Origin of the sequence: Buttiauxella massiliensis (assembly GCF_902500225.1) — a bacterium.
Taxonomy (GTDB): Bacteria; Pseudomonadota; Gammaproteobacteria; order Enterobacterales; family Enterobacteriaceae; genus Buttiauxella; species Buttiauxella massiliensis.
Genome location: NZ_LR722663.1, coordinates 66837 through 90958, shown reverse-complemented (window position 1 = coordinate 90958; position 24122 = coordinate 66837). Strand labels below are relative to the sequence as shown.

The following is a 24122-nucleotide window of genomic DNA, read 5'->3' as shown; positions in this document are numbered from 1 at the left end:
AATTAAACGATTCAGATTATTTATTTCTGCAACATAGCCATGGCATCTTGGTGAAGCACGGAAAGAATATTACGCACATGGTTTATTTGATTCATGGCATCGTCAATTTCTTTATTTAACCTTGCTTCCAATCCGGAGGTTGGCAACGGAGTTTCACTCATCTGGCGCAATGGAATCCACGGATTTTTATCTTCGTTGGTAAAACGAAAGGCCGGAGCGTAATAATCCACTTCTTCTTCCAGACCGAATGCGGTAACTTGCGGTTTATCTTCGCCCAGACAAATTAATTGCAGTAATAACTCTTTAAACGGTAATTCACCTTCGCCAGAAATACAGGCCGTATGCCCGCGCCCTTCACCTTCGTGATTAATTAACGCATCTTTGATATGCACTTGAGTGACTTCTTTTCCCATCACCGCCAGCGCATCAAGCGGCTCTTCGTTGGCATTAATCATATTGGCAAAATCAAACAGCAGGGAAAGCTGGGGAAAGTCAGCCTGTTGAACCAGCTTCACCAGTTCGTGGCTTTGCAAATCTTCGTGTTGCTCAAGCGTAAATGTCAGGCCGCTATGCTGGTATTTTGCTTTAATGTATTGAATATCCTGGGCAATGATTTCCATCACCTCATAAAGTGTCCCTTCATAGCGCGGATAAAAGCGCACCGAAGTCGCCCTGGATTTCAGCGCAATTCTCACGGCTTCATCAATGGTGCGAGCATCTGAGGCGCTGGTTTCGATGTGAACATCCAATCCCAACTGGCGCGATTTTTCTGCAAAATTCGCAAGCCGCTCATCGCTGGCATGCCTTAAAGACTGGCTTTCTCCATCCACAACATGAATTTTCACCCCTTTCAGTTGCTGCTGGCTGGCAATATCCAGTAAATCTTCCGGCAGAATCTTCTCCATACGCATATTTAAATGAAACGCATAGGCATGCAGATACAGCGGCAGATTTGCGGCGCGTTCGACAATTTTTGTAGCCTGGATGTTGTTCATGGAAACTCCTATAAATCGATATAAAACTCTACTGATTCAAAACGCCAATATTCGATATCAACCTGAATAACTTGCCCGGCTTCGTCGGCGCGGTATTTTTCAACCCGGATAGACGGAGTCCCCGCCGTGCCGCCCATCCCCTTGCAAGCGCCTGCGGAAAGTCGTGTCGGTTTAAACGCTAAATGCTGCGTGTGCGAGCTTTTGCCGAATGCTTCTTGCCACACATCAACAAAAGAACGATCGCCTAATTTGTCGATAAAGCCCGGAGCGGACTGCGCATTGATAAAGGTTTCGTGATAGAAAACTTTATGGTTATCAAGCGCTCCCCAACCGCAGATTTTGTAGATTTCATCACCGTCTTTTACATTCAGCTGCGCCAGAACTTCTGCTTCCGCTGTGTTAACCCGTTCTTTTTCCAGAAAGCCCCATGACGGCAAACGCCCTTGTTCCAGCGCCGCCTGTTTAAAACTGGTGGAGGTATTCGGCGTGTACTTGAAACATGGCAAGGCAACAAACCAGCCACGACGATCCTTACGGAAGATCTTCTCCTCCCCTTCGAGAAACAACAACGCCTGGCGCAGCGTCATGCGCTTGATGCCCAATAATTCTTCTAACTCGCGCTCGGAAGGTAACTTACTGCCAGGCTGGACAACGCCTTTGCTCAGCCAGTCGTTGAGCATCTCTTTTGCTGCTTCAACTGTGGAATGGTTTTTCATGCTTTAATCCATTTGGTTTAAACCAGATTTGTCATCACGGTACTCTTCACCTGCGAATGTGACAATGGTGCCAGGGCGGGTAGTTATTCTAAATGTGAGGTTTCTCGCAGAAACAAGTAGGATCTAGGGGGAATTTCAGGCAAAAAAAAGCGCGACCGAAGTCGCGCAAGGGATAACCAAAAGGTCAATCGTTGGAATTTATTTTGATGATTTACGGCCATAAACGGCCCAGGTGATCACCACACACACAATATAAAACACGAGGAAAACTTTCATCGCACCTGCCGGAGAACCGGTCAGCGCAAGGGAGGTGCCGAACGCTTTCGGGATAAAGAACCCGCCAATCGCACCAATCGCAGAGATAAAGCCCAGCGCCGCAGCCGTGTCAGTTGCCGCTTCACGCAGCGCGCGCTCTTCAGTGCCACCCTGCGCTTTCACGCGGTCCATGGTCAACTTACGGAAGATCACGGAAATCATCTGGAAGGTAGAACCACTCCCCAGACCGGCCGTCAGGAACAGCATCAGGAACACGCCGAAGAACGCAATAAAGTTACCGCCAACGCCATTGTGCGGCAGCGTGGTAAACAGCAGCGCACTGAAAATCGCCATAAAGATGAAATTCAGCAGTGAAACACGCGTGCCGCCAAAGCGGTCTGAAATCGCCCCACCCGCAGAACGTGCCAGCGCACCAAACAGCGGGCCGAAGAAGGCGAAATGCAGAATGTTGACATCCGGGAACTGCGTTTTTGCCAGCATCGCGAAACCGGCAGAAAAACCGATAAACGAGCCGAATGTTGCCAGATACAGCACGCCCATGATCCACAGGTGCGCACGTTTGAGCACTGGAAACTGCTCTTTTAAAGAGGCTTTAGAGGTCGCCAGGTCGTTCATGCCAAACCAGGCCGCAACGGTGAAGATAGCCAGCAGCGGCACCCAAATCCAGGCGGCGTTTTCGAGGAACAGCATGGTGCCGTCGGTCTGCTCAACGCCCGTTCCACCGAATACGGCAAACATGGAAAGCGAAATCGCCAGCGGTGCAACGAGCTGCATCACGCTCACGCCCAGATTACCCAGGCCGCCGTTGATACCCAGCGCACCGCCCTGTTTAGCTTTCGGGAAGAAGAAGCTAATGTTTGCCATGCTGGAAGCGAAGTTCGCCCCCGCAAAACCGCACAGCAACGCAATAATGATAAACACGCTAAATGGCGTTGATGGGTTTTGCACCGCGAAACCTAACCACACGCAAGGGATAATCAAAATCCCGGTGCTGAACGCAGTCCAGCGACGACCGCCGAAAACAGGCACCATAAAGGAGTACGGCACGCGCAGTAATGCTCCGGACACTGACGGCAGCGCGGTCAGCATAAACAGTTGGTCAGTGGTGAAGTTAAAGCCGACTTTATTCAGATTTACCGCTACCGCACTGAACAACATCCACACGCAGAATGCTAACAGTAAGCAAGGAACGGAAATCCATAAGTTACGGCTGGCAATGCCGTGGCCCTTACTTTGCCAGAATGCAGGTTCTTCCGGACGCCATTCGGTAATGAGCGATCCCGATTTCTGGTTATTGGCGGGAGACTGAGACATAAACACCTCAAAAAAAGTGAGAGTAATTGCCGCCACAGTAGGGGCTAATCAAGAATAAAAATTGATGTGAATCAAGGGATAACCCATCAGAATAATGGCTAAAAATTGACCGTCATTCTTTGTGGGTAACACTAAAAATCGTAAATAGTGTGGTTTTTCACATGCCTGAAAGAAGGGGTTACTGACCTAACACCTGAATATGCCACCTCCGGCAATTAGTGGGTAATCCTTAAGGGGTATGGGTATACTCCAGGGGATGTCTGAGAATAAGCGCATTGTCTTTTTTATCTCCACGGAGTTCCTCTGTTAATGCTTAAACGCCTGCTCTCGCCACTCACTTTGTTCAACCAACTGGCACTTGTGGTGCTGTTGTTGGCGTTGTTGGGTGTCGCGGGAATGAGTCTGGCAGGCTGGCTGGCACAAGGGATTCAGGGGAATGCGCACGCCATCAACAAGGCGGGTTCGATGCGTATGCAAAGCTACCGCCTGCTGGCGGCGATCCCTCTTAGCGAAAAAGACAGCGCGCTACTCGATGAGATGGAACAGACCACCTGGAGCAAAGATCTCCAGGAAGCGGCAGAACAAGACGGGCAACAAGATAAATTAGCCGCCCTGCAACACTACTGGCGTGAAGAACTCGAACCTGCCCTGCGTCGTGCCAACAATGCCGAACAAGTCAAACCGCATGTTGCCGGATTTGTCGGGCAAATCGATCAACTTGTCACCACTTTTGATCACACCACCGAAATGCGCCTGCACCGCATTATCCAGCTCCAGATGGGGATGGCAGCCTTAATGGGCTTGCTGATTATTTTCACCGTCATCTGGTTACGCAAGCGCCTGTTGCGGCCATGGCAGAAATTATTGACGATGTCTCAGGCCATTGGGCAGCGAGACTTCACTCACCGCGTGAATGTGCGTGGGCGCAATGAAATGGCGACGCTCGGCATCGCGCTGAACAGTATGTCAGCCGAACTGGCGGAAAGTTACGCCAGCCTCGAACAGCGCGTGCGCGAGAAAACCGCCGGGCTTGAGCAAAAAAACCAGATCCTCTCTTTCTTGTATCAGGCTAACCGCCGCCTGCACTCTCAGGCTCCGCTGTGCCAGCGCCTGTCGCCGGTTCTCAGCGAGTTACAGCATTTGACGCCGCTGCGAAATATCGAGCTGCGGGTTTATGAATGTGAAGACGAAGAGAATTACGAAGAATATACCTACCAGCCAGACAGCAGCTGTGAAGCCAGCGGCTGTAACCTTTGCCCGCACGAACCAATCCTGCAACCTTGCGAAACCACCGCACAAAAATGGCGTTTAACCGATAACCACATTCAATACGGCCTGGTGCTGGCGCAATTGCCGCTGGGTTGCAGCCTGACGCACGACCAGCAGCAGCTCGTTTTAACGCTGATGGAACAACTCACCGCCACGCTGGCGCTTGAGCGCCAGTACGAGCGCCAGCAGCAACTTGTGGTGATGGAAGAGCGTTCCGCCATTGCCCGTGAATTGCACGACTCCATCGCCCAATCGCTCTCGTGCCTGAAAATGCAGGTCAGTTGTATGCAAATGCAAGGGGATTCCCTGCCCGCTGAAATGCAGACGTTGCTCGGGCAGATGCGCAGCGAGCTGAATACGTCGTGGCGGCAGTTGCGTGAGTTATTGACCACTTTCCGCCTGCAACTCATCGAACCGGGGCTGCGCCCGGCGCTGGAAGCCAGTTGCCGCGAATTTAGTGAAAAACTGGGTTTCCCGGTCAATCTCGATTATCAGGTGCCGCCGCGCCTGGTGCCTTCTCATCAGGCGATTCACCTGGTGCAAATTACCCGCGAAGCTTTAAATAACAGCCTAAAACACGCCAACGCGACCGCGAGCGGCGTCAGCGTTATTCATCGCGACAATCAAATTACGTTAACCATCTGGGATAACGGCTGTGGCATTCCCGACAACGGCGAGCGCCGCAACCATTACGGACTTATTATTATGCGAGATCGTGCGCAAAGTCTGAAAGGCGATTGCCAGATACGTGAACGCCCCGGTGGCGGTACTCAAGTCATCGTCAGTTTTATCCCCGAAATCACCTCAGGAGCACAACATGAGTAACCCGGAAGCCTCGACCATACTGCTTATCGACGACCATCCCATGCTGCGCACTGGCGTTAAACAACTCATCAGTATGGCGCCGGAGCTAGCGGTTGTCGGTGAAGCGGGTAACGGCGAGCAAGGCGTACTACTTGCCGAGGAACTCGACCCGGACTTGATTCTGCTGGACTTAAATATGCCCGGCATGAACGGACTGGAAACCCTCGACTGCCTGCGTGAGAAGCCACTTTCGGGGCGCATTGTGGTGTTCAGCGTCTCGAACCATGAAGAAGATGTGGTCACCGCGCTAAAACGCGGCGCGGATGGTTATTTGTTAAAAGACATGGAACCGGAAGATTTGCTCAAAGCGTTGCAACAAGCCGCTGCGGGTGAAATGGTTTTAAGCGAAGCGCTTACGCCAGTTTTGGCCGCCAGCCTGCGCGCCAACCGCGCCACGTCTGACCGCGATGTCAATCTGCTCACGCCACGCGAGCGCGACATCCTCAAGCTTATCGCTCAAGGTTTGCCGAATAAGATGATTGCCCGCCGCCTGGATATCACCGAAAGCACGGTGAAAGTTCACGTGAAGCATCTGCTTAAAAAGATGAAGCTGAAATCCCGCGTCGAAGCGGCGGTTTGGGTGCATCAGGATCGGATTTTTTAATGTTATAACGGTGAATGTGGTGGATGACGCCTGCGGCTTATCCACCCTACAACACCAAACCGTATCCCGAAATCACACGTTATTGCGGCAACAACTCATAACGCGGATCGGCAAGTGGACTCACCACCAGCGGCTCCGCCAGTTTCAGCGTAATCCAGTTCGACGTCACCTTCTGGCCTTTATCATCCTCAATCACCACCGAAAGCCGATATTCATTCGGGCCATTGTCGTTCCATGTCGGCATGATCATGCTCCAGCCGTTAGTGTCGCGGTTATCCGCAGGCGGCGTCAGGCTCAACGCCTGAGTGTCGCCCTGCCAGGTAATATTGCGGATATTGTGGCTGGCGCGGATTTGCAGCTTGAGCGCCACGGTTTCGCCCGCGTGCAGTTCCCATGGCGGCGTCGCCAAAAAGACCGATAACGTTTTACGCTGGCGATATTCCATCACCGGTAGCGAATCGCGTTCTACGTTGTCATAACGGCTGCCGCGCAGTGAACTGGTGGTCGCCACTTCGGCAGCAGAAAGCTGTTTTGCTACCGGAACACCAAAGCGGTAATTCAGCTTCAGGCCGAGGTTATCTTGCGAAACGCCGCTTTCCCCCTGTTTATGCTGCGCGGTCAGCGTCAGCAGCGGGATCGGCGTGTAACTCAGCCCCATGGTGACCGCCACCGGGTTGCGATAACCGGTGCCGCTATCAAACAAATCCACGCTGTTACCGTAGTATTTCTCAAAACTGAGGCTGGTATTGATATGGCGATAAAACGGCAGCCACGCCTGAGCGGTAATGTCATAACCCCGCGCCAGCCGTTGTTCCAGCGTTTCACTATCACCTTCCTGCCAGTTGGCTAACGGCTGGTAATAATTCGCAGAAAGACGTAAATACTCGCCCCACGCTTCGGTACCGAATCCGGCACGTTGCAATTGAGTGGCAAGCTGATTGTCATAAAACGCGTTGTAGCCCAGCAACCAGTCGCCCGCCACCCAACGCTGCCCGGCGCCAATATTGCCAATCGTGCCTTCGTCTTTCTGAGTAAAACCCACCTGGCTCCAGGTCAGATAACGGTTGTTATCTTCCCACGGCGTAAACACCGAGGCACTGCTGCCGTTCCAGTTTCCGTGTTCGTCCACCAGTAAATTGATATTGGCTTTGCCGAGCGGCGATAATAGCGATTCCGCTTCACTGGTCACTTTGTCGGTCAATACATCTCGCAGGCGAGTAAACGCCAGCAACCGCGCCTGATCCCCTGCATCCAGCCCGTCATCGACCATACTCGCTTCGCCAAATTTCTTCGCCATCGCGGCAATTTCACGCGCGGCGGCGTCGGTTTCTGGGGCAATGCCCAAATCCGGTAATTGTTCGGTGGACTGGTCAAAAGGATCGGCGGCTTTTTCGATAAAGGTATGGCGGGTACTGGCAACCCCTCCTGCGCTGAGGAGTGCGTATGACAAAGTGAAAAATGGAACGGCTTTTCTAAACATCTGGAAATTATAACATCACACAACAGCAATTCATTCCCAAACTCGTAAACACAGATTACTCCGGTATTACTTCAGCAACGCTTTCAGCTCTGGAATACAAGACCCGCAGTTGGTGCCGCAGCGCAGTTTTTCACCCAGTTGGCCCACCGATTTGCACCCGCTGGCGATCGCCGCAAGAATGGTTTTCTCTCCCACACCAAAACAGCTGCACACTGTCGCACCTGTATCAATAGCGGTTCCACCCGTTTTACCGGCTAATAAACGATGACGTTCGGCGGCGGTTGCCGGAGCCTGTTCAAATGCCGCAACGACCGCCGCTGCGCTAATCTCAGGCCAGACGTTGGCGCTGTAAAACGCCAGCTGTAACTCCCCGTTTTGCCAGGCGAGAACATGATAAAACTCACCGTCCCCGCTGGCTGTTTGCAACTGCCAGCCACGTCCGACTGCGAGTGTTTCAATCCATGCCTGAGCGCTGCTGTCTGCGGCGCAAAGGAAATGCTGCACGCCAGAAGTCGCCTGTTTCCACCATTGAATATCATCGGCAAAAGCGATGGTTTCGCGGGCGAAAATCTCCCCGTACCACGCAGGCTGCCAGCGCTGAATACGCACCGCCGTTTGCTTGCTTTCCGGCTGCCCGGAATGCGGATCGCAGACGCTTTTCACCATGCTATTTATTTGCCCTTTTCGGGCAAACTGCTGGTTCCAGTGCATCGGTGCAAACACGTTTCCCGGCAGTTGGTTTTCGCTCATCAGCACCTTCGCCACCATGCCGCCAGAGCGCGAGGCGACTCGAACCAGGCCATTTTGAGTGACACCGTAACGTTTTGCATCCTGTGGATGTATTTCGAGAAACGGCATACTGATGTGCTGCATCAGGCGTGGCACATTGCCGGTGCGCGTCATGGTGTGCCATTGGTCGCGAATGCGCCCGCTATTGAGGAACAGCGGATAATAATGGTCAGCGTTTGCCTGGGGTAAAGCCGGTTCAACCGGCAGCAACTGGAACTTTCCGTTCGCTCGCCAGCTTTTAAACGTTGAATTAATGGTTGAGGTTACCGGCCAGCGTACCGGTTCGAGCGCGTCGTATTGCTCGCGGTCTAACGTTGCCAGGCCACTAATATCAAAGGCGCGTGTGCCGTTATTCTCAAAGCCTGAAAGTGCCGCATGCTCGCAAAAAATCTCATGCGGATGCTGCCAGTTAAACGCTTCGCCATAACCCAGGCGTTGGGCGATTTGGGAAATAATCCACCAGTCAGCTCGCGCCTCACCGGGTGCGGGTAAAAACGCGCGCTGGCGTGAAATGCGCCGTTCGGAATTAGTGACGGTGCCGTTTTTCTCCCCCCATGCCAGCGCCGGGAATTTCACGGTGGCGAGGCGCGAGGTGTCCGTTTCACGCACTACATCCGAGACAATCACCAGCGGGCAGTTCGCCAGCGCCTTTGCCACGCGGGAGCTATCCGGCAGTGAAACCAACGGGTTGGTGCCCATAATCCACACGGCTTTTACTTCACCGCGCCCTATCGCGTCAAACAGTTCGACGGCCATCAAGCCTGGCGTTTCGGCAATGCGCTCGCTGCCCCAAAATCGCCCAAGGCGGGCAATATCCGCAGGTTCAAAATTCATATGGCAGGCGAGCTGGTTGGCAAGCCCGCCGACTTCGCGCCCGCCCATGGCATTGGGCTGCCCGGTCAGCGAAAACGGGCCACAGCCGTCGCGGCCAATTTTGCCGCTCGCCAGATGCACATTGATAATCGCGTTGCATTTGTCGCTGCCGCTCGACGACTGATTAATGCCCATGGTGTAAAGCGTCATGGCGCGGTTAGCCTGCGCGAACCATTGCCAGAAGGTTTGCACATCTGCACTGTCCAGTTGGCAAAAGTCGGCGGTTTTTTCCAGCGTCCAGTTTGCGGCTATTTCCAGCGCGGCGGTTTGTCCGTCAAACGTGTTATCGGCTTGAGAGAACGGCAAAACATTCAGTAAACCGACAAACAATGCGGCGTCACTTCCAGGGCGAAGCGCCAGATGCAAATCGGCGATATCGCAGGTCGCGGTGCGGCGCGGGTCGATCACCACCACTTTCATGTTCGGGCGTTGCTGCTTTGCCTTGACCAGGCGCTGATATAAAACCGGATGCGCCCATGCTGCATTTGAACCGACCAGCACCACCAGATCAGTTTGTTCGAGATCTTCATAGCTGCACGGCACGAAATCCGCGCCAAATGCGCGTTTGTACCCCACCACCGCCGAGGACATGCACAGCCGCGAATTGGTGTCGATGTTCCCCGCGCCAATAAACCCCTTCATCAGCTTGTTGGCGGCATAATAATCTTCGGTTAGCAGCTGGCCGGAGGCGTAAAACGCCACCGCTTTGGGGCCGAATTCGTCAATAATCCCTTGCAGACGACGGGCGGTTTCATCCAGTGCGGCTTCCCATTCCACGCGCTCGCCGTTGATTTCCGGGTACAATAAGCGCCCTTCCAGCCCGAGCGTTTCGCCCAGTGCCGCGCCTTTTACGCACAAGCGCCCAAAGTTTGCCGGATGCTTTTCGTCGCCGCTAATCTGGAAGCCGTTTTCCGTTGGCTGCGCTTTTACGCCGCAACCGACACCGCAGTAAGGGCATGTGGAGCGCACAACATTTGTCATGATGCCTCCGCACGCATAATCAGCGCCTGGCTTCCTACCCACACGGTGCCTTGTTCCACTTTCACCGGCCAGGCGCGAACCGCCTGTTCGCCATCCTGAGTGCGCCCGTCGCGCAGACGAATGCGATGTTTATACAGCGGTGAAATCACAATCGGCTCGCCGCTCGCATCGCCGACAATACCGCGTGAAAGCACGTTGGCATCGCTGCCCGGTTCGAGGTTATCAAGGGCATAAATCGCATCGCCAAAGCGGAACAAAGCAATTTGCTGCTCGCCAAGACGTGCGCCGATTCCCGCCTGCGCAGGGATTTCGCTGACGTTGCAAACTGCCTGCCACGGTTTGACTGGCGCGACCGTTGGCAGATGCACCACTTCGCTGACCGGCTGTAACTGCCCGCGCAGAGTCTGGCGCTGCACCGCTTCGTCCGGCTGTTCGCTGTTCACATACGAACGGAACAACGCAAGGCGATCCGGGCTGTTGAGCGTGGTTTGCCATTCGCACTGGAAGGTATCGACCACGCTGACCATCTCTTTTTCCAGCTCGTCGTTCAGGCCGAGACTGTCGTTGAGAATCACCTCGCGCAGGTATTCAATGCCGCCTTCGAGGTTGTCCATCCAGGTGCTGGTGCGCTGCAAACGGTCGGCGGTGCGGATGTAAAACATCAGCAAACAGTCAATGGTGCGGATCAGCGTTTCCCGGTCAAGATCGCTGGCGAACAAGTCCGCATGGCGCGGTTTCATGCCGCCGTTGCCGCAAACGTACAGGTTCCAGCCTTTGTCGGTAGCAATCACGCCGATATCTTTGCTCTGCGCTTCGGCACATTCGCGGGTGCAACCGGACACCGCCATTTTGATTTTGTGCGGTGAGCGCAGCCCTTTGTAGCGGTTCTCCAGCTCAATCGCGAGGCCGGTGGAATCCTGCACGCCGTAACGGCACCAGGTGGAGCCGACGCAGGATTTTACGGTGCGCAGCGACTTGCCGTAGGCGTGACCGGTTTCAAAGCCCGCCGCCACCAGCTCTTCCCAAATCGCAGGCAGCTCTTCAAGGCGTGCGCCAAACAGGTCGATGCGCTGGCCGCCGGTGATCTTGCTATACAGCTGGTAACGTTTTGCGACCTGGCCGATGGCGATTAAACCGTCCGGGGTGATTTCGCCTGCGGGAACACGCGGCACAATCGAGTAAGTGCCGTCTTTCTGGATGTTGGCGAAGTAGCGATCGTTGGTATCCTGCAGCGGTAAGTGCGCGGGTTTGAGCAAATATTCATTCCAGCACGACGCGAGCACCGAGGCCGCCAGCGGCTTGCAAATTTCACAGCCATGACCGTGCCCATAACGGCTAATGAGTTGCTCAAAACTGTGGATATGGTTGACGCGCACCAGGTGGTAGATTTCCTGGCGTGAATACGGGAAGTGTTCGCAAATGTCCTTTTTCACCTCCACGCCCTGCTCTTGCAATTGGTATTCCATCACCTGTTTCACCAGCGCTGAACAGCCGCCGCAGCCCGTCGCCGCTTTGGTGCAGGCTTTGATTGCACCCATGTCCCCCGCACCGTTGCTTACCGCCGCGCAAATATCCGCTTTGCTGACGTTATGGCAGGAGCAAATCTGCGCAGTTTCCGGTAATGCCGCGACACCAAGCCCTTTTGGTGCGCCGCCTGCCGACGCGGGCAGAATCAGACTTTCCGGCTGGGCAGGGAGCGCCATGCCGTTGAGCATCATTTGCAGCAACGTCGCGTATTCGCTGCTGTCGCCCACCAGCACGCCGCCGAGCAGGGTTTTGTTATCGGCTGAAACGACGATCTTTTTGTAGATTTGCTGCGGGCCGTTAGTCCACTGGTAACTCTGGCAGCCGGGCGTGCGCCCGTGAGCATCGCCAAACGAGGCCACTTCCACGCCGAGCAATTTTAGTTTGGTGCTCATATCCGCGCCGAGAAATGCGGATTCAACACCGGCAAGCGTTGCCGCCGCGACGCGTGCCATTTGATAACCCGGAGCCACGAGGCCAAAAATTTTCCCTTCCCACAAGGCGCATTCGCCGATGGCGTAAATCGCGCTGTCGCTGGTTTGGCAATGGTCGTTAATCACGATTCCGCCGCGTTCGCCCAACACCAGTTCGCTGGTTTTTGCCAGCGCGTCTTGCGGGCGGATACCGGCGGAAAAGACGATAAGATCGGTCGTCAGCGTTTCGCCGTCGGCAAAATTCAGCTGTAAACCGTCGGTATCGGTGATGGCGGTGGTCGATTTACTGGTATGCACCTGCACGCCGATTTCGCTGATTTTTGCGCGCAGCATCGCAGCGCCTTCGTTATCAAGCTGCACCGCCATTAGGTTGGGCGCAAACTCCACCACGTGCGTTTCGAGGCCAAGCTGTTTGAGCGCATTCGCCGCTTCCAACCCCAACAAACCACCTCCAATCACCACGCCGCGTCTGGCGCTGCGGGCGCATTCGGCAATCGCATCCAGATCGTCGAGCGTGCGATAAACAAAGCAGCCGGGCAGATCGTTACCGAGAACCGGCGGCACGAACGGGTACGAGCCAGTCGCCAACACTAACTTGTCGAAGTAAGTTTCACGCCCTTCGCTATCGCGAACCACGCGTTGCTGGCGGTCGATCTCCACGATTTTGCTGTTACAGCGCAGCTCAATGCCGTTCTCAACAAAGAAATCGCCCTGCACCATTGAGAGCGATTCGGCGCTGCGCCCGGCAAAATATTCAGAAAGATGCACGCGGTCATACGCCGGATGGCGCTCTTCACCAAACACCACAATGTGATAGCTGTGGTGCAGTTGCTGCGCCACGCACTGTTCCAGAAAGTGGTGCCCGACCATGCCGTGACCGATTACTACCAGCGTTGCTTTTGTCATGTCGTCATTTCCGGCAGCCAGCGGCTGCTCATCAGAGTGGTATTCGTCAAACAGCACGGCAGGCGTAACGGGGGCCGAGCTGAGTAAGATGTCGGTAAGCGCATTAGCGGGCGTGATATCGCCCAGCAGTAACGCGCCCACCAGCGTGTCGCCGCGTAAATGCAGGCAGCGATAATTTTTTGAAAGAGAATCGAAAGCGGTAAGGATGCGCGTGTCGGGCTGTTCGCGAAGGTCGCCTGCGGAAAATAGCGGGATGCCGCTGACTTTGAGGCGCGTGCCGCAGTCCTGATACTGAAAATCTGCCGTGGATTCGCCGCATAAACGCGCGGCTAAAACGTCGGCCTGTTGTAAACACGGTGCCACCAGCCCCCAGGTTTGCCCGTCGATTTCACAGCATTCGCCTAACGCGCTTACGCGAGGCGTTGAACTGCGCATTTGCCCATCAACGGTGATTCCGCGCTGGCAAGCTATTCCGGCCTGTTGCGCGAGGGCGATATTGGGTTTTACGCCTGTGGCGATAATGACTCTTCCTGCGGGTAAAATTTCGCCATTGCTTAACGTCACGCTAGTTTCAGAAATGCGCTCAATGCCGCAATTAAGCTGACAATGAATGCCCCGTTCTGCGAGATGTTCCTCAAGCAGCAAACCTGCCTGCTGGTTGAGCTGAATGTCCATGAGCCACGGCTGGCGGTGAATCAACGTGACGGGAATACCGCGCGCGCAAAGTGCCGCCGCTGCTTCCACGCCCAGCAAACCGCCGCCGAGCACCACGGCGTTTCCCTTGCCACCGAGAATTGCATCAACGTCCGCCAGGGTGCGGAAACCGTGTACGTGCGGCAACTGATGCCCGTCAATCGGCGGAATAAACGGGCGTGAACCGGTGGCGAAAACCAGTTCGTCATAGTTGAGAGTGCGAATATCCGTGCGCGCCGTCTGGCGCTGCGTGTCCACTTCCCGCACCGCTTCGCCCGTCAGCAGCTCAATACCGTGGGAAACGTACCAGGCGGCATCGTGCAACTGGGTCGCCAGCGCGGGCTTTTCCCCCGCCAGCACCGGCGACAGCAAGATGCGGTTGTAACTCAGCGCGGGTTCTTCGCCAAAAACGGTGATGGCGAAACGCCCCGCCGCCCGCACCACAATTTGCTCCACCAGACGAATGGCCGCCATGCCGTTGCCGATAACAATCAGACGTCGCGTCATGAGCGTGTCCTCAGGCAGCCCTGGGCTGTTTTTCGTAGAGGAAGCGCAGCACTTGCTGGCGCAGATGGTGGTAGCGGCTGTCTTCGGCGAGTTCCACGCGGTTGCGCGGGCGCGGCAAATCAACGTTCAGCGTTTCGCCTACCGTCGCCGCCGGGCCGTTTGTCATCATCAGCACGCGGTCGGAAAGCAGTACCGCTTCGTCAACGTCATGGGTGATCAGCACAATCGTGGTGTGCAGCTCTTGTTGGATGTGCATCACGGCATCCTGCAAGTGGGCGCGAGTCAGCGCATCGAGGGCGCCAAACGGCTCGTCCATCAGCAGCACTTTGGGTTTCATCGCCAGTGCACGGGCGATGCCGACACGCTGTTTCATGCCGCCGGAAATCTCACCGGGGCGCTTATTAACGGCGTGGCCCATCTGCACGCGCTCGAGGTTGTGCACAATCCATTCGCGACGCTCGGCGCGGTTCATGGTGTGGCGAAAGACTTGATCCACCGCCAGCGCCACGTTTTCGAAGCAGGTCATCCACGGCAGCAGCGAGTGGTTCTGAAACACCACGGCGCGCTCCGGCCCTGGCCCGGCGATTTCGCGGTTGTCGCACAGCAGGCCACCTTCGGAGGGCAAGGTGATTCCAGCAATCAAATTCAGCAGCGTGGATTTGCCGCACCCCGAATGCCCGATCAAACTGATGGTTTCCCCTTGGGCGATATCAAAGCTGACGTTGCTCAGTGCTAAAAATTCGCCGCTGGCGGTGGAAAAACGCTGGCTAACATTTTGAACCTGAATAATTTTCTTCATGATTATTTCTCCCAGCTAAAGCGACGCGCCAGCAACATCAAAGCCTGTTCGAGCAGCAGCCCGACGACGCCGATAATCACAATCGCGATAAGAATGTTTTCGACGTTAAGGTTGTTCCACTCGTTCCAGATCCAGAAGCCGATCCCCAGGCCGCCGGTGAGCATTTCGGCGGCGACAATCACCAGCCAGGCGATGCCGATGGACAAGCGCACGCCAGTCAGAACCGCAGGCAGAACCGCCGGGAATAAGATCTTGCGCATCACCGTCCATTCGGAAAGCTTCAGCACGCGCGCCACGTTGAGGTAATCGTCCGGGATACGTTTCACGCCTTCGGCGGTGTTAATCACCATCGGCCAGATGGAGCAGATAAAGATCGTCCAGCTCGATGCCGGTTCTGCTTTCTGGAATAAAAGCAGGCCAATCGGCAGCCAGGCGAGCGGGCTGACGGGGCGCAACAGCGAGATGATCGGGTTGAACATGCGGGCTAAAAAGGTGAAGCGGCCAATCAGGAAGCCAGCCGGAATGCCGACAACGGCGGCGAGGCCAAAGCCCACCGCCACGCGCTGGAGCGAGGCCAGCACGTTCCAGCCGATGCCCTGGTCGTTCGGCCCGGCGTTATAAAACGGGTCAGAAAACAGTGTGATTGCCGATTGCAACGTGCTGAGCGGCGTCGGGAAACCTTTGCTGTTAAGCGCGGCGATTTGCCAGGCGACGACCAATAATCCCATCCCCAGAACGGCAGGCACCAGGCGCTGGAAAAAGCTCAGGCAAAACTTGCGCCACTGCGGTGTGCGACGGCGAACGGTGACGGGCGGCAGGGTAATCACTTCCCCAACCGTCGCGCTAAGCTCTGCGGCGGGCGGTTTATGTGCAGGCTGGTTCATATTGTTCCCCTTAACGTTTATTAATGGCGAAACTGGCGGCGTAGGCGGCAGGGTCGCTGCCGTTCCAGGTGCTTCCATCCATCAGGGTGCTGGTGCGCATTGGGCTGGCAGGCACGGAAACGTTGCCCACGGCTGTGGCAGCTTGCTGATAGATGTCGATGCGGTTGATGCGTTTGGCGACGGCGAGGTAATCCGGGTCTTTGTCGAGCAAACCCCAGCGGCGGTGTTGAGTCAGGAACCACATGCCGTCGGAAAGCCACGGGAAGGTCACTTCGCCGTCGCGGAAGAAGTGCATGGCGTGGTCGTCCTGCCATTTTTTGCCGATGCCGTTGTCATATTGCCCAAGCATGCGCCCGGTCAGGAAATCGGCTTTGGTGTTCAGGTATGCGCGCCCGGCAAGCACATTGGCGGTTTCGCGGCGGTTGTCATCGCTGGCGTCAATCCAGCGCGACGCCTCAAGAATCGCCGCCACTAAAGCGCGCGCAGTATTCGGATTTTGTTCGACCCAGGCGCTGCGGGTGCCGAGAATTTTCTCAGGATGATCTGGCCAGATGGATTGTGACGTTGCGGCGGTAAAACCGATGCCGTCGCTAATGGCGCGTTGGTTCCACGGCTCGCCCACGCAGAAACCCTGCATATTGCCGATGCGCATGTTCATCACCATTTGCGGCGGTGGAACCACCACGGTGCGCACGTCGGTAAACGGGTTGATTCCCGCCTGCGCCAACCAGTAATAGAGCCACATCGCGTGAGTGCCGGTCGGGAAGGTATGGGCGAAGGTAAAACTACCCGGCTCTTTGCTGGCGACTAACTTCTTCAGGCTTTGCCCGTCGGTGACGTCTTGCTTCGCCAAATCGCTCGAGAGGGAAATCGCCTGGCCGTTGTTGTTGAGCGTCATCAGGTTGGCCATTGGCTCTTGTTTTCCGGCGATACCCATTTCCAGGCCGTAGACCAGGCCGTATAAAACATGGGCGGCGTCGAGTTCACCGGAAACCATTTTGTCGCGCACCGCGGCCCAGCTTGCTTCTTTGCTCGGCACGATCGAGATACCGTATTTCTTGTCGAAGCCTTTGACCGCTGCCATGACGACCGAAGCGCAGTCGGTGAGCGGGATAAACCCGACTTTGACCGTGGTTTGTTCAGGTTTGTCGCTCCCCGCCGCCCATGCGGAATTCATCATGCCTGGCAGCAAATACGCACCGCCTAATGCCGCACCCGCCTGTAAAAATCGACGGCGCGAGAGGGTTATGATTTTGTGGCTCATCGGCTTCTTCCTGATAAAAAGGTAAAAAAAAGCGCCCAACAATGTGGGTCAGCACATTGAAGGACGCCTTTGTCCAACCGGAACCACACCGCCATTGGCGCGATTCAGGTCAAAGTAATTTTCATAATGAGTGTTGCAACTCGCGTGCCAGATTCAAGAGTCCCCCTTTAAACCCTTTAGATTTCGTGGTGCAGGAAGGCGGCAAACTTACGAATCCTCAGTCACTTACTAAAGTAAGTGACTGAGGTGAGTGAGTGAAGCCAACGCATCTGCAACGTGAAAGATGAAGGGTTTTGCACTACGAAAACGCAGTTAATGCCCACTGTTTGTGCACCTACTCCTTAGTGGGTAGCCGCCAGATATCCGCCACGGAAACCATCGCGCTCGCCACATCCACCATGCGCTTGTTCTGGTTCATCGCCATTTTCCGCAGGGTTTGCCACGCCTGTTCTTCGCTGTAACCTTGATGGCGAATGAGCAACGCTTTGGCCTGGTCGATAACTTTGCGTTCCTCAAGTGTGGCCTGAAGCGAAGCTAACTGTTGCGCCATGGTTTCGAGCTGCTGTGCCTGTTGGCGCACGAGCGGCAATAGGTGGCGGTCAAAATAGCGTTCCCCATCGTAGCCACCGTGCCCGGCGACCCAACTGGCGATGTCGCTTTCCACCGGTTCTGTTTGCTGCAAAACCTGCCCGAGCGCCTGCTGCGCCTGGACCATGACGGCGTTGATAAGCGCATCTTCCACGTTTTTCAGGGCGTCGATTCGCGTGGTTAATAGCGCAAACCAGCGCAACGCGCGTTGAGGTTCATCGCCGTCATGCTGGAAACGGGTGCAGGCGATGCGCCGGAGCCGTTCGGTTTCGCGGCAAGGTTCACCGCAGGCCAGAAATTGCTGGCGCAGTGGCAAATCGACCATGCTGCAAAAGGCGTCAAAACAGTGCTGCTGGCTGTCAATTCTATCGACCAGTTGCTGGCGCAAGGTGTCGCTAAATTCCCCCTGCATGAAACCGAGCGCGCCAATCGCCCGCTCCTGCCCCGCCAGTTCTTTACCCTGCATAAAGCTGAATAACGCCGCCAGCGCTCGCGCCACACCACTGTCATCAACCACGTTGCTGGTTTCAGGAACAATACTCAGTAGATGGCGCAGCGTGATGTTGAACTGCTCCATCGCATTGAACGGCTGAATCTGTTGGGCGGTAATCTGCGTTCGCAGCGCTGGCAGTTGCTCAAAGTAATGCAGCGCGCATGCGAGGCTGACAAACAGCGCGCTTCCTGGCAGGTAATCCGGTTCGGCGATTGCCCGGCGAAAAAGGGCTAATTCGGTATCCACTTCCTTAATGCAAAGCTCGCGTTCGGCGGCAAACAACCTGCCCCGGGAACACAGCCAAATGTTGGAAGCCCCGCGCTCGCGTTGTAGCATGTGAGCGAGCCTGGCGATGCAGCCGGTGAGTTCACCGATTTGCAGAATATCCTGCAATTGCTCACGCCCGCGGTTTCGGGCCGCGATTAAAAAGTCACGAGCGGTGGGGTTCACGGTGACGGTAGCCTTCATAAAATACTCCTGAGCGGCAACGGATAATGGTGAGAAGCAAAAGTCGTGCCGTCGGGTGACAAGGAGAACAAATGCAAAAGATTGTGATTATTGCCAACGGTGCGGCTTACGGCAGCGAATCGTTGTTTAACAGCCTGCGCCTGGCTATTGCGCTATGCGATCAACAACCGCAGCCGGAAGTGAAACTGTTTTTGATGTCGGACGCTGTCACCGCTGGCCTGCGCGGACAGAAACCAACGGAGGGCTATAACATTCAGCAAATGCTGGAGATTTTGACCGCGCAGAATGTGCCGGTGAAATTGTGCAAGACCTGCACGGATGGGCGCGGCATCACTGCTTTACCGTTGGTGGATGGCGTTGAGATTGGCACATTGGTTGAGCTGGCTGAGTGGACGTTGAGCGCGGATAAAGTATTAACCTTCTGACACCAAATTTAATGATGACCACAGGCTAATTTTCCGCATAAAAATTCACCAGCTGAATGGTTTCAGGTACATCTACACTAAAGTTGATTCGTTACAATATTTTTTGATCAAAGTCAGGATTTGTGACGCCGGGGTCTGGTGTTATGCATGAAGTGTGATTTGTGAACAACGTCACTGATTGCCAGCAAAACTAGCGGCACGGATGTCTAACTTTGATGTGATAGCGGAGTAAAAAAATGCCAGTAGTGAAAGCCAGTCTGCATCTTTTCGGCGGTGATACCGTAGTGGTTCACTGTTCAAATAAAAGCCATATTCATTTGATGAGCGACAACAGTGCTACGGGCAAACCCGAGGCCGATATTCTGAGTGTGGAAGATAAGCAGTCTGCTTATTTGACGGTGCCGTACAGCGGAAAATGGAAAGTGTTGATTGATAGCCACAGCAAATCGCTTGAGCATTCAATTAGTTATGTCGCTGCATAAATGCAACATGGCGGCTCTTATTGATAAGAGCCACCATGAATTTTTAAGCAAATCGTGTTTGTAAATCGCCTTCATCGCCCTTCGGCTGTAGCCAGTCTCTGACTTTATTCACCAGTTCATCCAGGCAATCGTCATGCATCCCACGCTTTAGCAACTCTTGCTCGAGGGAGAAAAGATACTGCGCGTTGGTGCCTAGCGGGCCACTGGCGGCGGCAATAAGCGGCGCGATAATTTCAGCGCGCGTATCGGCTTCGTAAAGCGGATGGCGAGGGTCCATGATAAACACCAGCGCATTCACCACTCGCCCGTCGTCGAGCTCTAGTTTGCACCAGGTCGGCAAGTAACAACCGGTGATCATTTCACGCTTCCACACCAGCGTCAGTTCGTCTTCAAGAATGGCTTCTGGCAAGCGGTAAGCAAGCCCTGTAGTGCGCCCGCCTTCTTTTAGGGCGAGCATGCGACCAGGCTGGCATGCAGTGCCGCGCCCTGCCGTTAAACGCAGACAAAAGGCCCTATGCCAGCCGACCAGCGTTCCTGGCGCAGACTCTTCATGTTCAAAAGCCGGGTTCCACATCAGGGAACCATAGCCGAAAATCCATACGGGGCTGTTATCGGGACGGCAAGCGAGCGTCGCGGCGAGAGATGCCGAGCGCTGCTCAGGAGTCCACAACAACGATTCCTCAATGGAACCAAAAGCTGTCTTACAATCCGCTTTCATTAAGAAATCACGCGTTAACACCATACACCTCCGCCACTGCTTACTTCCGTGTGACTACGTCAGATGCGCCTTCCAGGCTTTTGACTTTTATAACCCTCATAATTCAATCCACAGGGGTGTTGGCGCTCTCGCTTACCCGAATCACTTACTCAAGTAAGCTCATCGGGATAAGCTCCTTTGCCGCCTACCTGTGAATCGAATTATGAAGGTTATTTATAGAGCAACATATCTGTGAACATAAGCAATTAGCGGGACGCTGGCAAGTTTGATGACGATCACAAAACAATAAAAATGTCATATTAACTTGCCATACTGTTGTGTGATGCGGCGTTTGAATATGGATATCAATACATTATATAAGGTTTACTTTTTCTTGTGCCATTTGTCGTCATCCCCTTTTTGATAACCATGTTTCACCGCAGCCCAGGCGACTTTATGGGCAGTTTCTTCGCGGCTGGCATCATCCCGGCGATCGTCATTGTCTTTATACTCGTCCCAGGCGCTGTTAAATGCCTCTTTATAGATATCCTGGGCGTGGGCGGGAAGAACGTTTTGAACACTTTCAGGGAGGTCACTTCGGCTGTTGTAGGGCATGGTGTCATCCTCAGTTGAGTAAAACTAAAGTGTGAAACAGCATGGTCGATCCTGCCAGAAAATATCGATAATTGCTTTTACACCCATCCTATCCACATGTTTTTCATTGCTTAAAATCAGTAAACATCAACTTTCATACGTCAGAAATACTATGGCTATATAAGCGGTAAAACTGAGTAAATTTCCACATAAAAACGCCTTAGTTTGCTATTTTAACGGGGCTTTAATGTCCGACTATAATAATTAAATTGCTTAATACCTGTGCAACTGGAGACGTATTTTGACCAAAACACAACATGAGGCGGTGAAAACCCGTCATAAGGAGAGTTCGCTCATTTTCCCGGTATTAGCGCTGGTCGTACTGGTGATGTGGGGAGGAAGCCAGTCTTTTCCAGCGGTGATAGGGATCAACATTCTGGCCCTGGTGGGCATCTTAAGTAGTGCTTTTAGCGTGGTTCGTCATGCTGACGTGCTTGCGCATCGTTTAGGTGAACCTTATGGTTCCCTGATTCTTAGTCTTTCGGTGGTTATTCTCGAAGTTAGTCTCATTTCTGCGTTGATGGCGACCGGCGATGCCGCGCCGACTCTGATGCGTGACACGTTGTACTCCATAATTATGATTGTGACGGGGGGCCTGGTCGGTTTCTCACTTCTGCTGGGCGGAAACAAATTCGCGACGCAATATATGAATCTGTTTGGCATCAAACAGTACTTAATTGCTTTGTTCCCACTTGCAGTCATCGTGCTAGTGCTTCCAACTGCATTGCCAGAAGGTAACTTTAGTACCGGGCAGGCATTAATGGCTGCAGCCATTTCCGCTGCAATGTATGGCGTGTTCTTACTGATTCAGACCAAAACACACCAGAGCCTGTTTGTTTACGAGCATGAAGACGAGGCTGACGATGATGACCCGCATCATGGTAAACCATCGGCACACAGCAGCACCTGGCATGCTATTTGGTTGATCGTGCATCTGATTGCAGTAATTGCCGTCACCAAGATGAATGCTATGCCGCTCGAGTCATTGCTGAGCAATCTGAATGCGCCAGCGCAGTTCACGGGATTCCTGATCGCTTTGCTAATTCTCTCGCCGGAAGGTTTAGGGGCGTTGAGAGCGGTATTGAATAACCAGGTTCAGCGCGCAATGAACCTGTTCTTCGGCTCGGTGCTGGCAACAATTTCACTGACGGTTCCGGCCGTGACGCTGATTGCTATGCTGACGGGCAACGATCTGACCTTTGGTTTAGGAATGCCTGAGTTAGTCGTGATGTTGACGTCGCTCGTGTTGTGTCAGATTTCATTCTCGACCGGGCGTACAAATGTCCTCAATGGCACCGCGCACCTTGCGCTGTTTGCCGCTTATTTGATGACAATATTTGCCTGACGGATCAGCATCATAAAAAAAGCCCTTATCGTGAGATAAGGACTTTTTGTTTTGGTGGCTAACAGCAACGCCAGCCGCGATTAATTCATTCTTACTTGCTGGTATCCAGCGGCTCGAAGTTCTTCACCAGGTCATCAATAGCTTTGATTTGCTGAAGGAACGGCTCAAGTTTTGCGAGTGGCAGTGCTGATGGGCCGTCGCATTTCGCGTTTTCTGGATCTGGGTGTGCTTCGATAAACAGCCCGGCCAGGCCAGTCGCCATACCCGCACGTGCCAGTTCAGCAACCTGAGCACGACGGCCGCCAGATGCTGCGCCGAACGGGTCGCGGCATTGCAGAGCGTGAGTTACGTCAAAGATCACCGGTGAGCCATTAGACACTTGTTTCATCACGCTAAAGCCCAGCATGTCGACTACCAGGTTGTCATAACCGAAGTTTGCGCCACGGTCACACAGGATGATTTGATCGTTGCCACCTTCGTGGAATTTATCAACGATGTTCCCCATTTGACCAGGGCTTACGAACTGTGGTTTTTTGACGTTGATAACCGCGCCAGTTTTCGCCATCGCTTCAACCAGGTCAGTCTGGCGAGCAAGGAAAGCAGGCAACTGAATCACATCAACCACATCCGCAACAGGTTGCGCCTGGCTTGCTTCATGAACGTCAGTGATGATTTTCACGCCGAAAGTTTGCTTCAGCTCCTGGAAAATCTTCATCCCTTCTTCCAGGCCCGGACCACGGTATGAGTTGATGGATGAGCGGTTGGCTTTATCGAAAGACGCTTTGAATACGTAAGGGATGCCCAGTTTCTGGGTCACAGTGACATAGTGCTCACAAATACGCATCGCCAGGTCACGTGATTCCAGCACGTTCATGCCGCCAAACAGTACAAATGGCAGGTCGTTTGCGACGTTAATATCGCCAATGCTTACGACTTTCTGTTTCATCTTAATCTCGCCTTGTTGGGAAACATTTAAAAATTTGGCATCAGTGCAGAGTGATCTGTTTTTGCGAAATAGAGTTAATTTGCGCTTTGATCATCTCGCTTATCGGGTCTTCCGGGCACTGCTCAACAAAATAGCTGAGGTCGTTGAGTGCCACATGTTCGCAATCGAGCTGAGCATATATCAAGCCACGGTCACGAATTTCATAAGGATCTTCCGGGTTAAACTGGAGCAAAGCTTCGCTGGTACGCAGTGCCAACTCCATCTGACGCTCTTCCATCAGCGCGGACTTCATGGTGTCGAGTAATTTCCGCACCACTTCCGCGTTGTCTGCTTCATCTAAATCTTCATCAAACAGCTCGGCTGTCGGCCCGACATTACCCTTGAGCCACACTTCCAGCGTGTGTTCGTTGAGCGTGTCACCATTGAATGGGTTAATGAGCCACATTTCACCGTCCATCCAGTCGCCGCGTAAAATCAGCTGAGTGGGGAAAATTACCGGATTCAACGGGATATCAAGACGGTCGGCTATCCACAATAAAATAGCACCCAGCGACACTGCACTGCCCTGACGCTTGGTCAGTACGTTATCGAGCCACAGGGCATCGGATAAACGGTAAACGCCGCTGGAGTCTTTAAAACCCCAGGTGCCATAAAACAGTTCGACTAATTTTTCGAGCTGCACATCCTGGTGTAGACCTTCGCAGATCTCTTCACGCGCCAGGCTCGCCAGGCTTTCCAGTTGTGCTCGCACTTCTTGCGCCGGGAAATCATCACGGATCAGCTGCGAGACTAAGATCATGCCCTCGCATAACGGCGCCTGATTGAATTCGAAATCGGCTAACGACCTCATGA

19 protein-coding genes are annotated in these 24122 nt (G+C 54.0%); 5 read left to right on the top strand and 14 right to left on the bottom strand.

Annotated features, from left to right (window positions below):
• Nucleotides 1-20 precede the first annotated feature (20 nt).
• The 3 genes from GC128_RS19480 to narU all read right to left on the bottom strand — a co-directional run bounded on the left by GC128_RS19480 (nt 21) and on the right by narU (nt 3301).
• Nucleotides 21-995: a sugar phosphate isomerase/epimerase family protein gene (locus tag GC128_RS19480; RefSeq protein WP_151995682.1), complete on the bottom strand. Its 975-nt coding sequence runs from the start codon at nt 993-995 to the stop codon at nt 21-23.
• Nucleotides 996-1003: 8 nt separating this feature from the next.
• Entirely contained in the window at nt 1004-1711 is a 708-nt protein-coding gene (locus tag GC128_RS19475; RefSeq protein WP_151995681.1) for a GntR family transcriptional regulator, read from the bottom strand.
• Nucleotides 1712-1909: 198 nt separating this feature from the next.
• Nucleotides 1910-3301, bottom strand: coding sequence for a nitrate/nitrite transporter NarU (gene narU / locus GC128_RS19470; RefSeq protein ID WP_151995680.1), 1392 nt, complete (start codon nt 3299-3301; stop codon nt 1910-1912).
• Nucleotides 3302-3610: 309 nt separating this feature from the next.
• On the opposite strand from narU, the gene narX reads away from it, so the two are divergent.
• Nucleotides 3611-5395 (top strand): nitrate/nitrite two-component system sensor histidine kinase NarX, encoded by a 1785-nt coding sequence (narX, locus tag GC128_RS19465; protein WP_151995679.1) that lies wholly within the window; start codon nt 3611-3613, stop codon nt 5393-5395.
• Nucleotides 5388-6038: a two-component system response regulator NarL gene (gene narL / locus GC128_RS19460; RefSeq protein WP_064518454.1), complete on the top strand. Its 651-nt coding sequence runs from the start codon at nt 5388-5390 to the stop codon at nt 6036-6038. The genes narX and narL overlap by 8 nt, the downstream gene beginning before the upstream one ends.
• A 79-nt stretch (nt 6039-6117) precedes the next feature.
• Here the strand turns inward: narL and GC128_RS19455 are convergent, their stop codons facing one another.
• The 7 genes from GC128_RS19455 to GC128_RS19425 all read right to left on the bottom strand — a co-directional run bounded on the left by GC128_RS19455 (nt 6118) and on the right by GC128_RS19425 (nt 18721).
• Nucleotides 6118-7518, bottom strand: coding sequence for a YchO/YchP family invasin (locus tag GC128_RS19455; RefSeq protein ID WP_151995678.1), 1401 nt, complete (start codon nt 7516-7518; stop codon nt 6118-6120).
• Nucleotides 7519-7584: 66 nt separating this feature from the next.
• The gene (locus GC128_RS19450) at nt 7585-10161 is read right to left on the bottom strand and encodes a nitrate reductase (RefSeq protein ID WP_151995677.1); all 2577 of its coding nucleotides are present in this window, start codon (nt 10159-10161) and stop codon (nt 7585-7587) included.
• Nucleotides 10158-14225: a nitrite reductase large subunit NirB gene (nirB, locus tag GC128_RS19445; RefSeq protein ID WP_151995676.1), complete on the bottom strand. Its 4068-nt coding sequence runs from the start codon at nt 14223-14225 to the stop codon at nt 10158-10160. Before nirB ends, GC128_RS19450 begins: the two co-directional genes overlap by 4 nt.
• A 10-nt stretch (nt 14226-14235) precedes the next feature.
• On the bottom strand, nt 14236-15024 hold the full coding sequence (locus GC128_RS19440) for an ABC transporter ATP-binding protein (protein WP_151995675.1): 789 nt from the start codon (nt 15022-15024) through the stop codon (nt 14236-14238).
• 2 nt (nt 15025-15026) lie between these two features.
• Nucleotides 15027-15908, bottom strand: coding sequence for a nitrate ABC transporter permease (gene ntrB / locus GC128_RS19435; protein ID WP_151995674.1), 882 nt, complete (start codon nt 15906-15908; stop codon nt 15027-15029).
• A gap of 10 nt (nt 15909-15918) precedes the next feature.
• The gene (locus GC128_RS19430) at nt 15919-17172 is read right to left on the bottom strand and encodes a CmpA/NrtA family ABC transporter substrate-binding protein (protein WP_151995673.1); all 1254 of its coding nucleotides are present in this window, start codon (nt 17170-17172) and stop codon (nt 15919-15921) included.
• Between the two features lie 334 nt (nt 17173-17506).
• Nucleotides 17507-18721 carry a nitrate- and nitrite sensing domain-containing protein gene (locus GC128_RS19425; RefSeq protein WP_151995672.1) on the bottom strand — a complete coding sequence of 405 codons (1215 nt, stop codon included), beginning with the start codon at nt 18719-18721 and terminating at the stop codon, nt 17507-17509.
• 71 nt (nt 18722-18792) lie between these two features.
• Here GC128_RS19425 and GC128_RS19420 point away from each other — a divergent pair, with 71 nt between their 5' ends.
• Entirely contained in the window at nt 18793-19146 is a 354-nt protein-coding gene (locus GC128_RS19420; protein WP_151995671.1) for a DsrE/DsrF/TusD sulfur relay family protein, read from the top strand.
• A 236-nt stretch (nt 19147-19382) separates the two neighbouring features.
• Entirely contained in the window at nt 19383-19628 is a 246-nt protein-coding gene (locus GC128_RS19415; protein ID WP_120063641.1) for a DUF1883 domain-containing protein, read from the top strand.
• A gap of 43 nt (nt 19629-19671) precedes the next feature.
• On the opposite strand, the gene GC128_RS19410 is transcribed toward GC128_RS19415, so the two are convergent.
• Together GC128_RS19410 and chaB are read right to left on the bottom strand one after the other, a co-directional pair.
• Nucleotides 19672-20367, bottom strand: coding sequence for a gamma-glutamylcyclotransferase (locus GC128_RS19410; RefSeq protein WP_151995697.1), 696 nt, complete (start codon nt 20365-20367; stop codon nt 19672-19674).
• A gap of 342 nt (nt 20368-20709) precedes the next feature.
• Complete coding sequence (chaB, locus tag GC128_RS19405) at nt 20710-20940, bottom strand: putative cation transport regulator ChaB (protein ID WP_151995670.1); 231 nt, start codon at nt 20938-20940, stop codon at nt 20710-20712.
• 280 nt (nt 20941-21220) lie between these two features.
• Here chaB and chaA point away from each other — a divergent pair, with 280 nt between their 5' ends.
• On the top strand, nt 21221-22324 hold the full coding sequence (chaA, locus tag GC128_RS19400) for a sodium-potassium/proton antiporter ChaA (RefSeq protein WP_151995669.1): 1104 nt from the start codon (nt 21221-21223) through the stop codon (nt 22322-22324).
• A gap of 91 nt (nt 22325-22415) precedes the next feature.
• On the opposite strand, the gene kdsA is transcribed toward chaA, so the two are convergent.
• Together kdsA and sirB1 are read right to left on the bottom strand one after the other, a co-directional pair.
• Complete coding sequence (gene kdsA / locus GC128_RS19395) at nt 22416-23270, bottom strand: 3-deoxy-8-phosphooctulonate synthase (protein WP_151995668.1); 855 nt, start codon at nt 23268-23270, stop codon at nt 22416-22418.
• 40 nt (nt 23271-23310) lie between these two features.
• The gene (gene sirB1 / locus GC128_RS19390; RefSeq protein WP_151995667.1) at nt 23311-24120 is read right to left on the bottom strand and encodes an invasion regulator SirB1; all 810 of its coding nucleotides are present in this window, start codon (nt 24118-24120) and stop codon (nt 23311-23313) included.
• Nucleotides 24121-24122 lie beyond the last annotated feature (2 nt).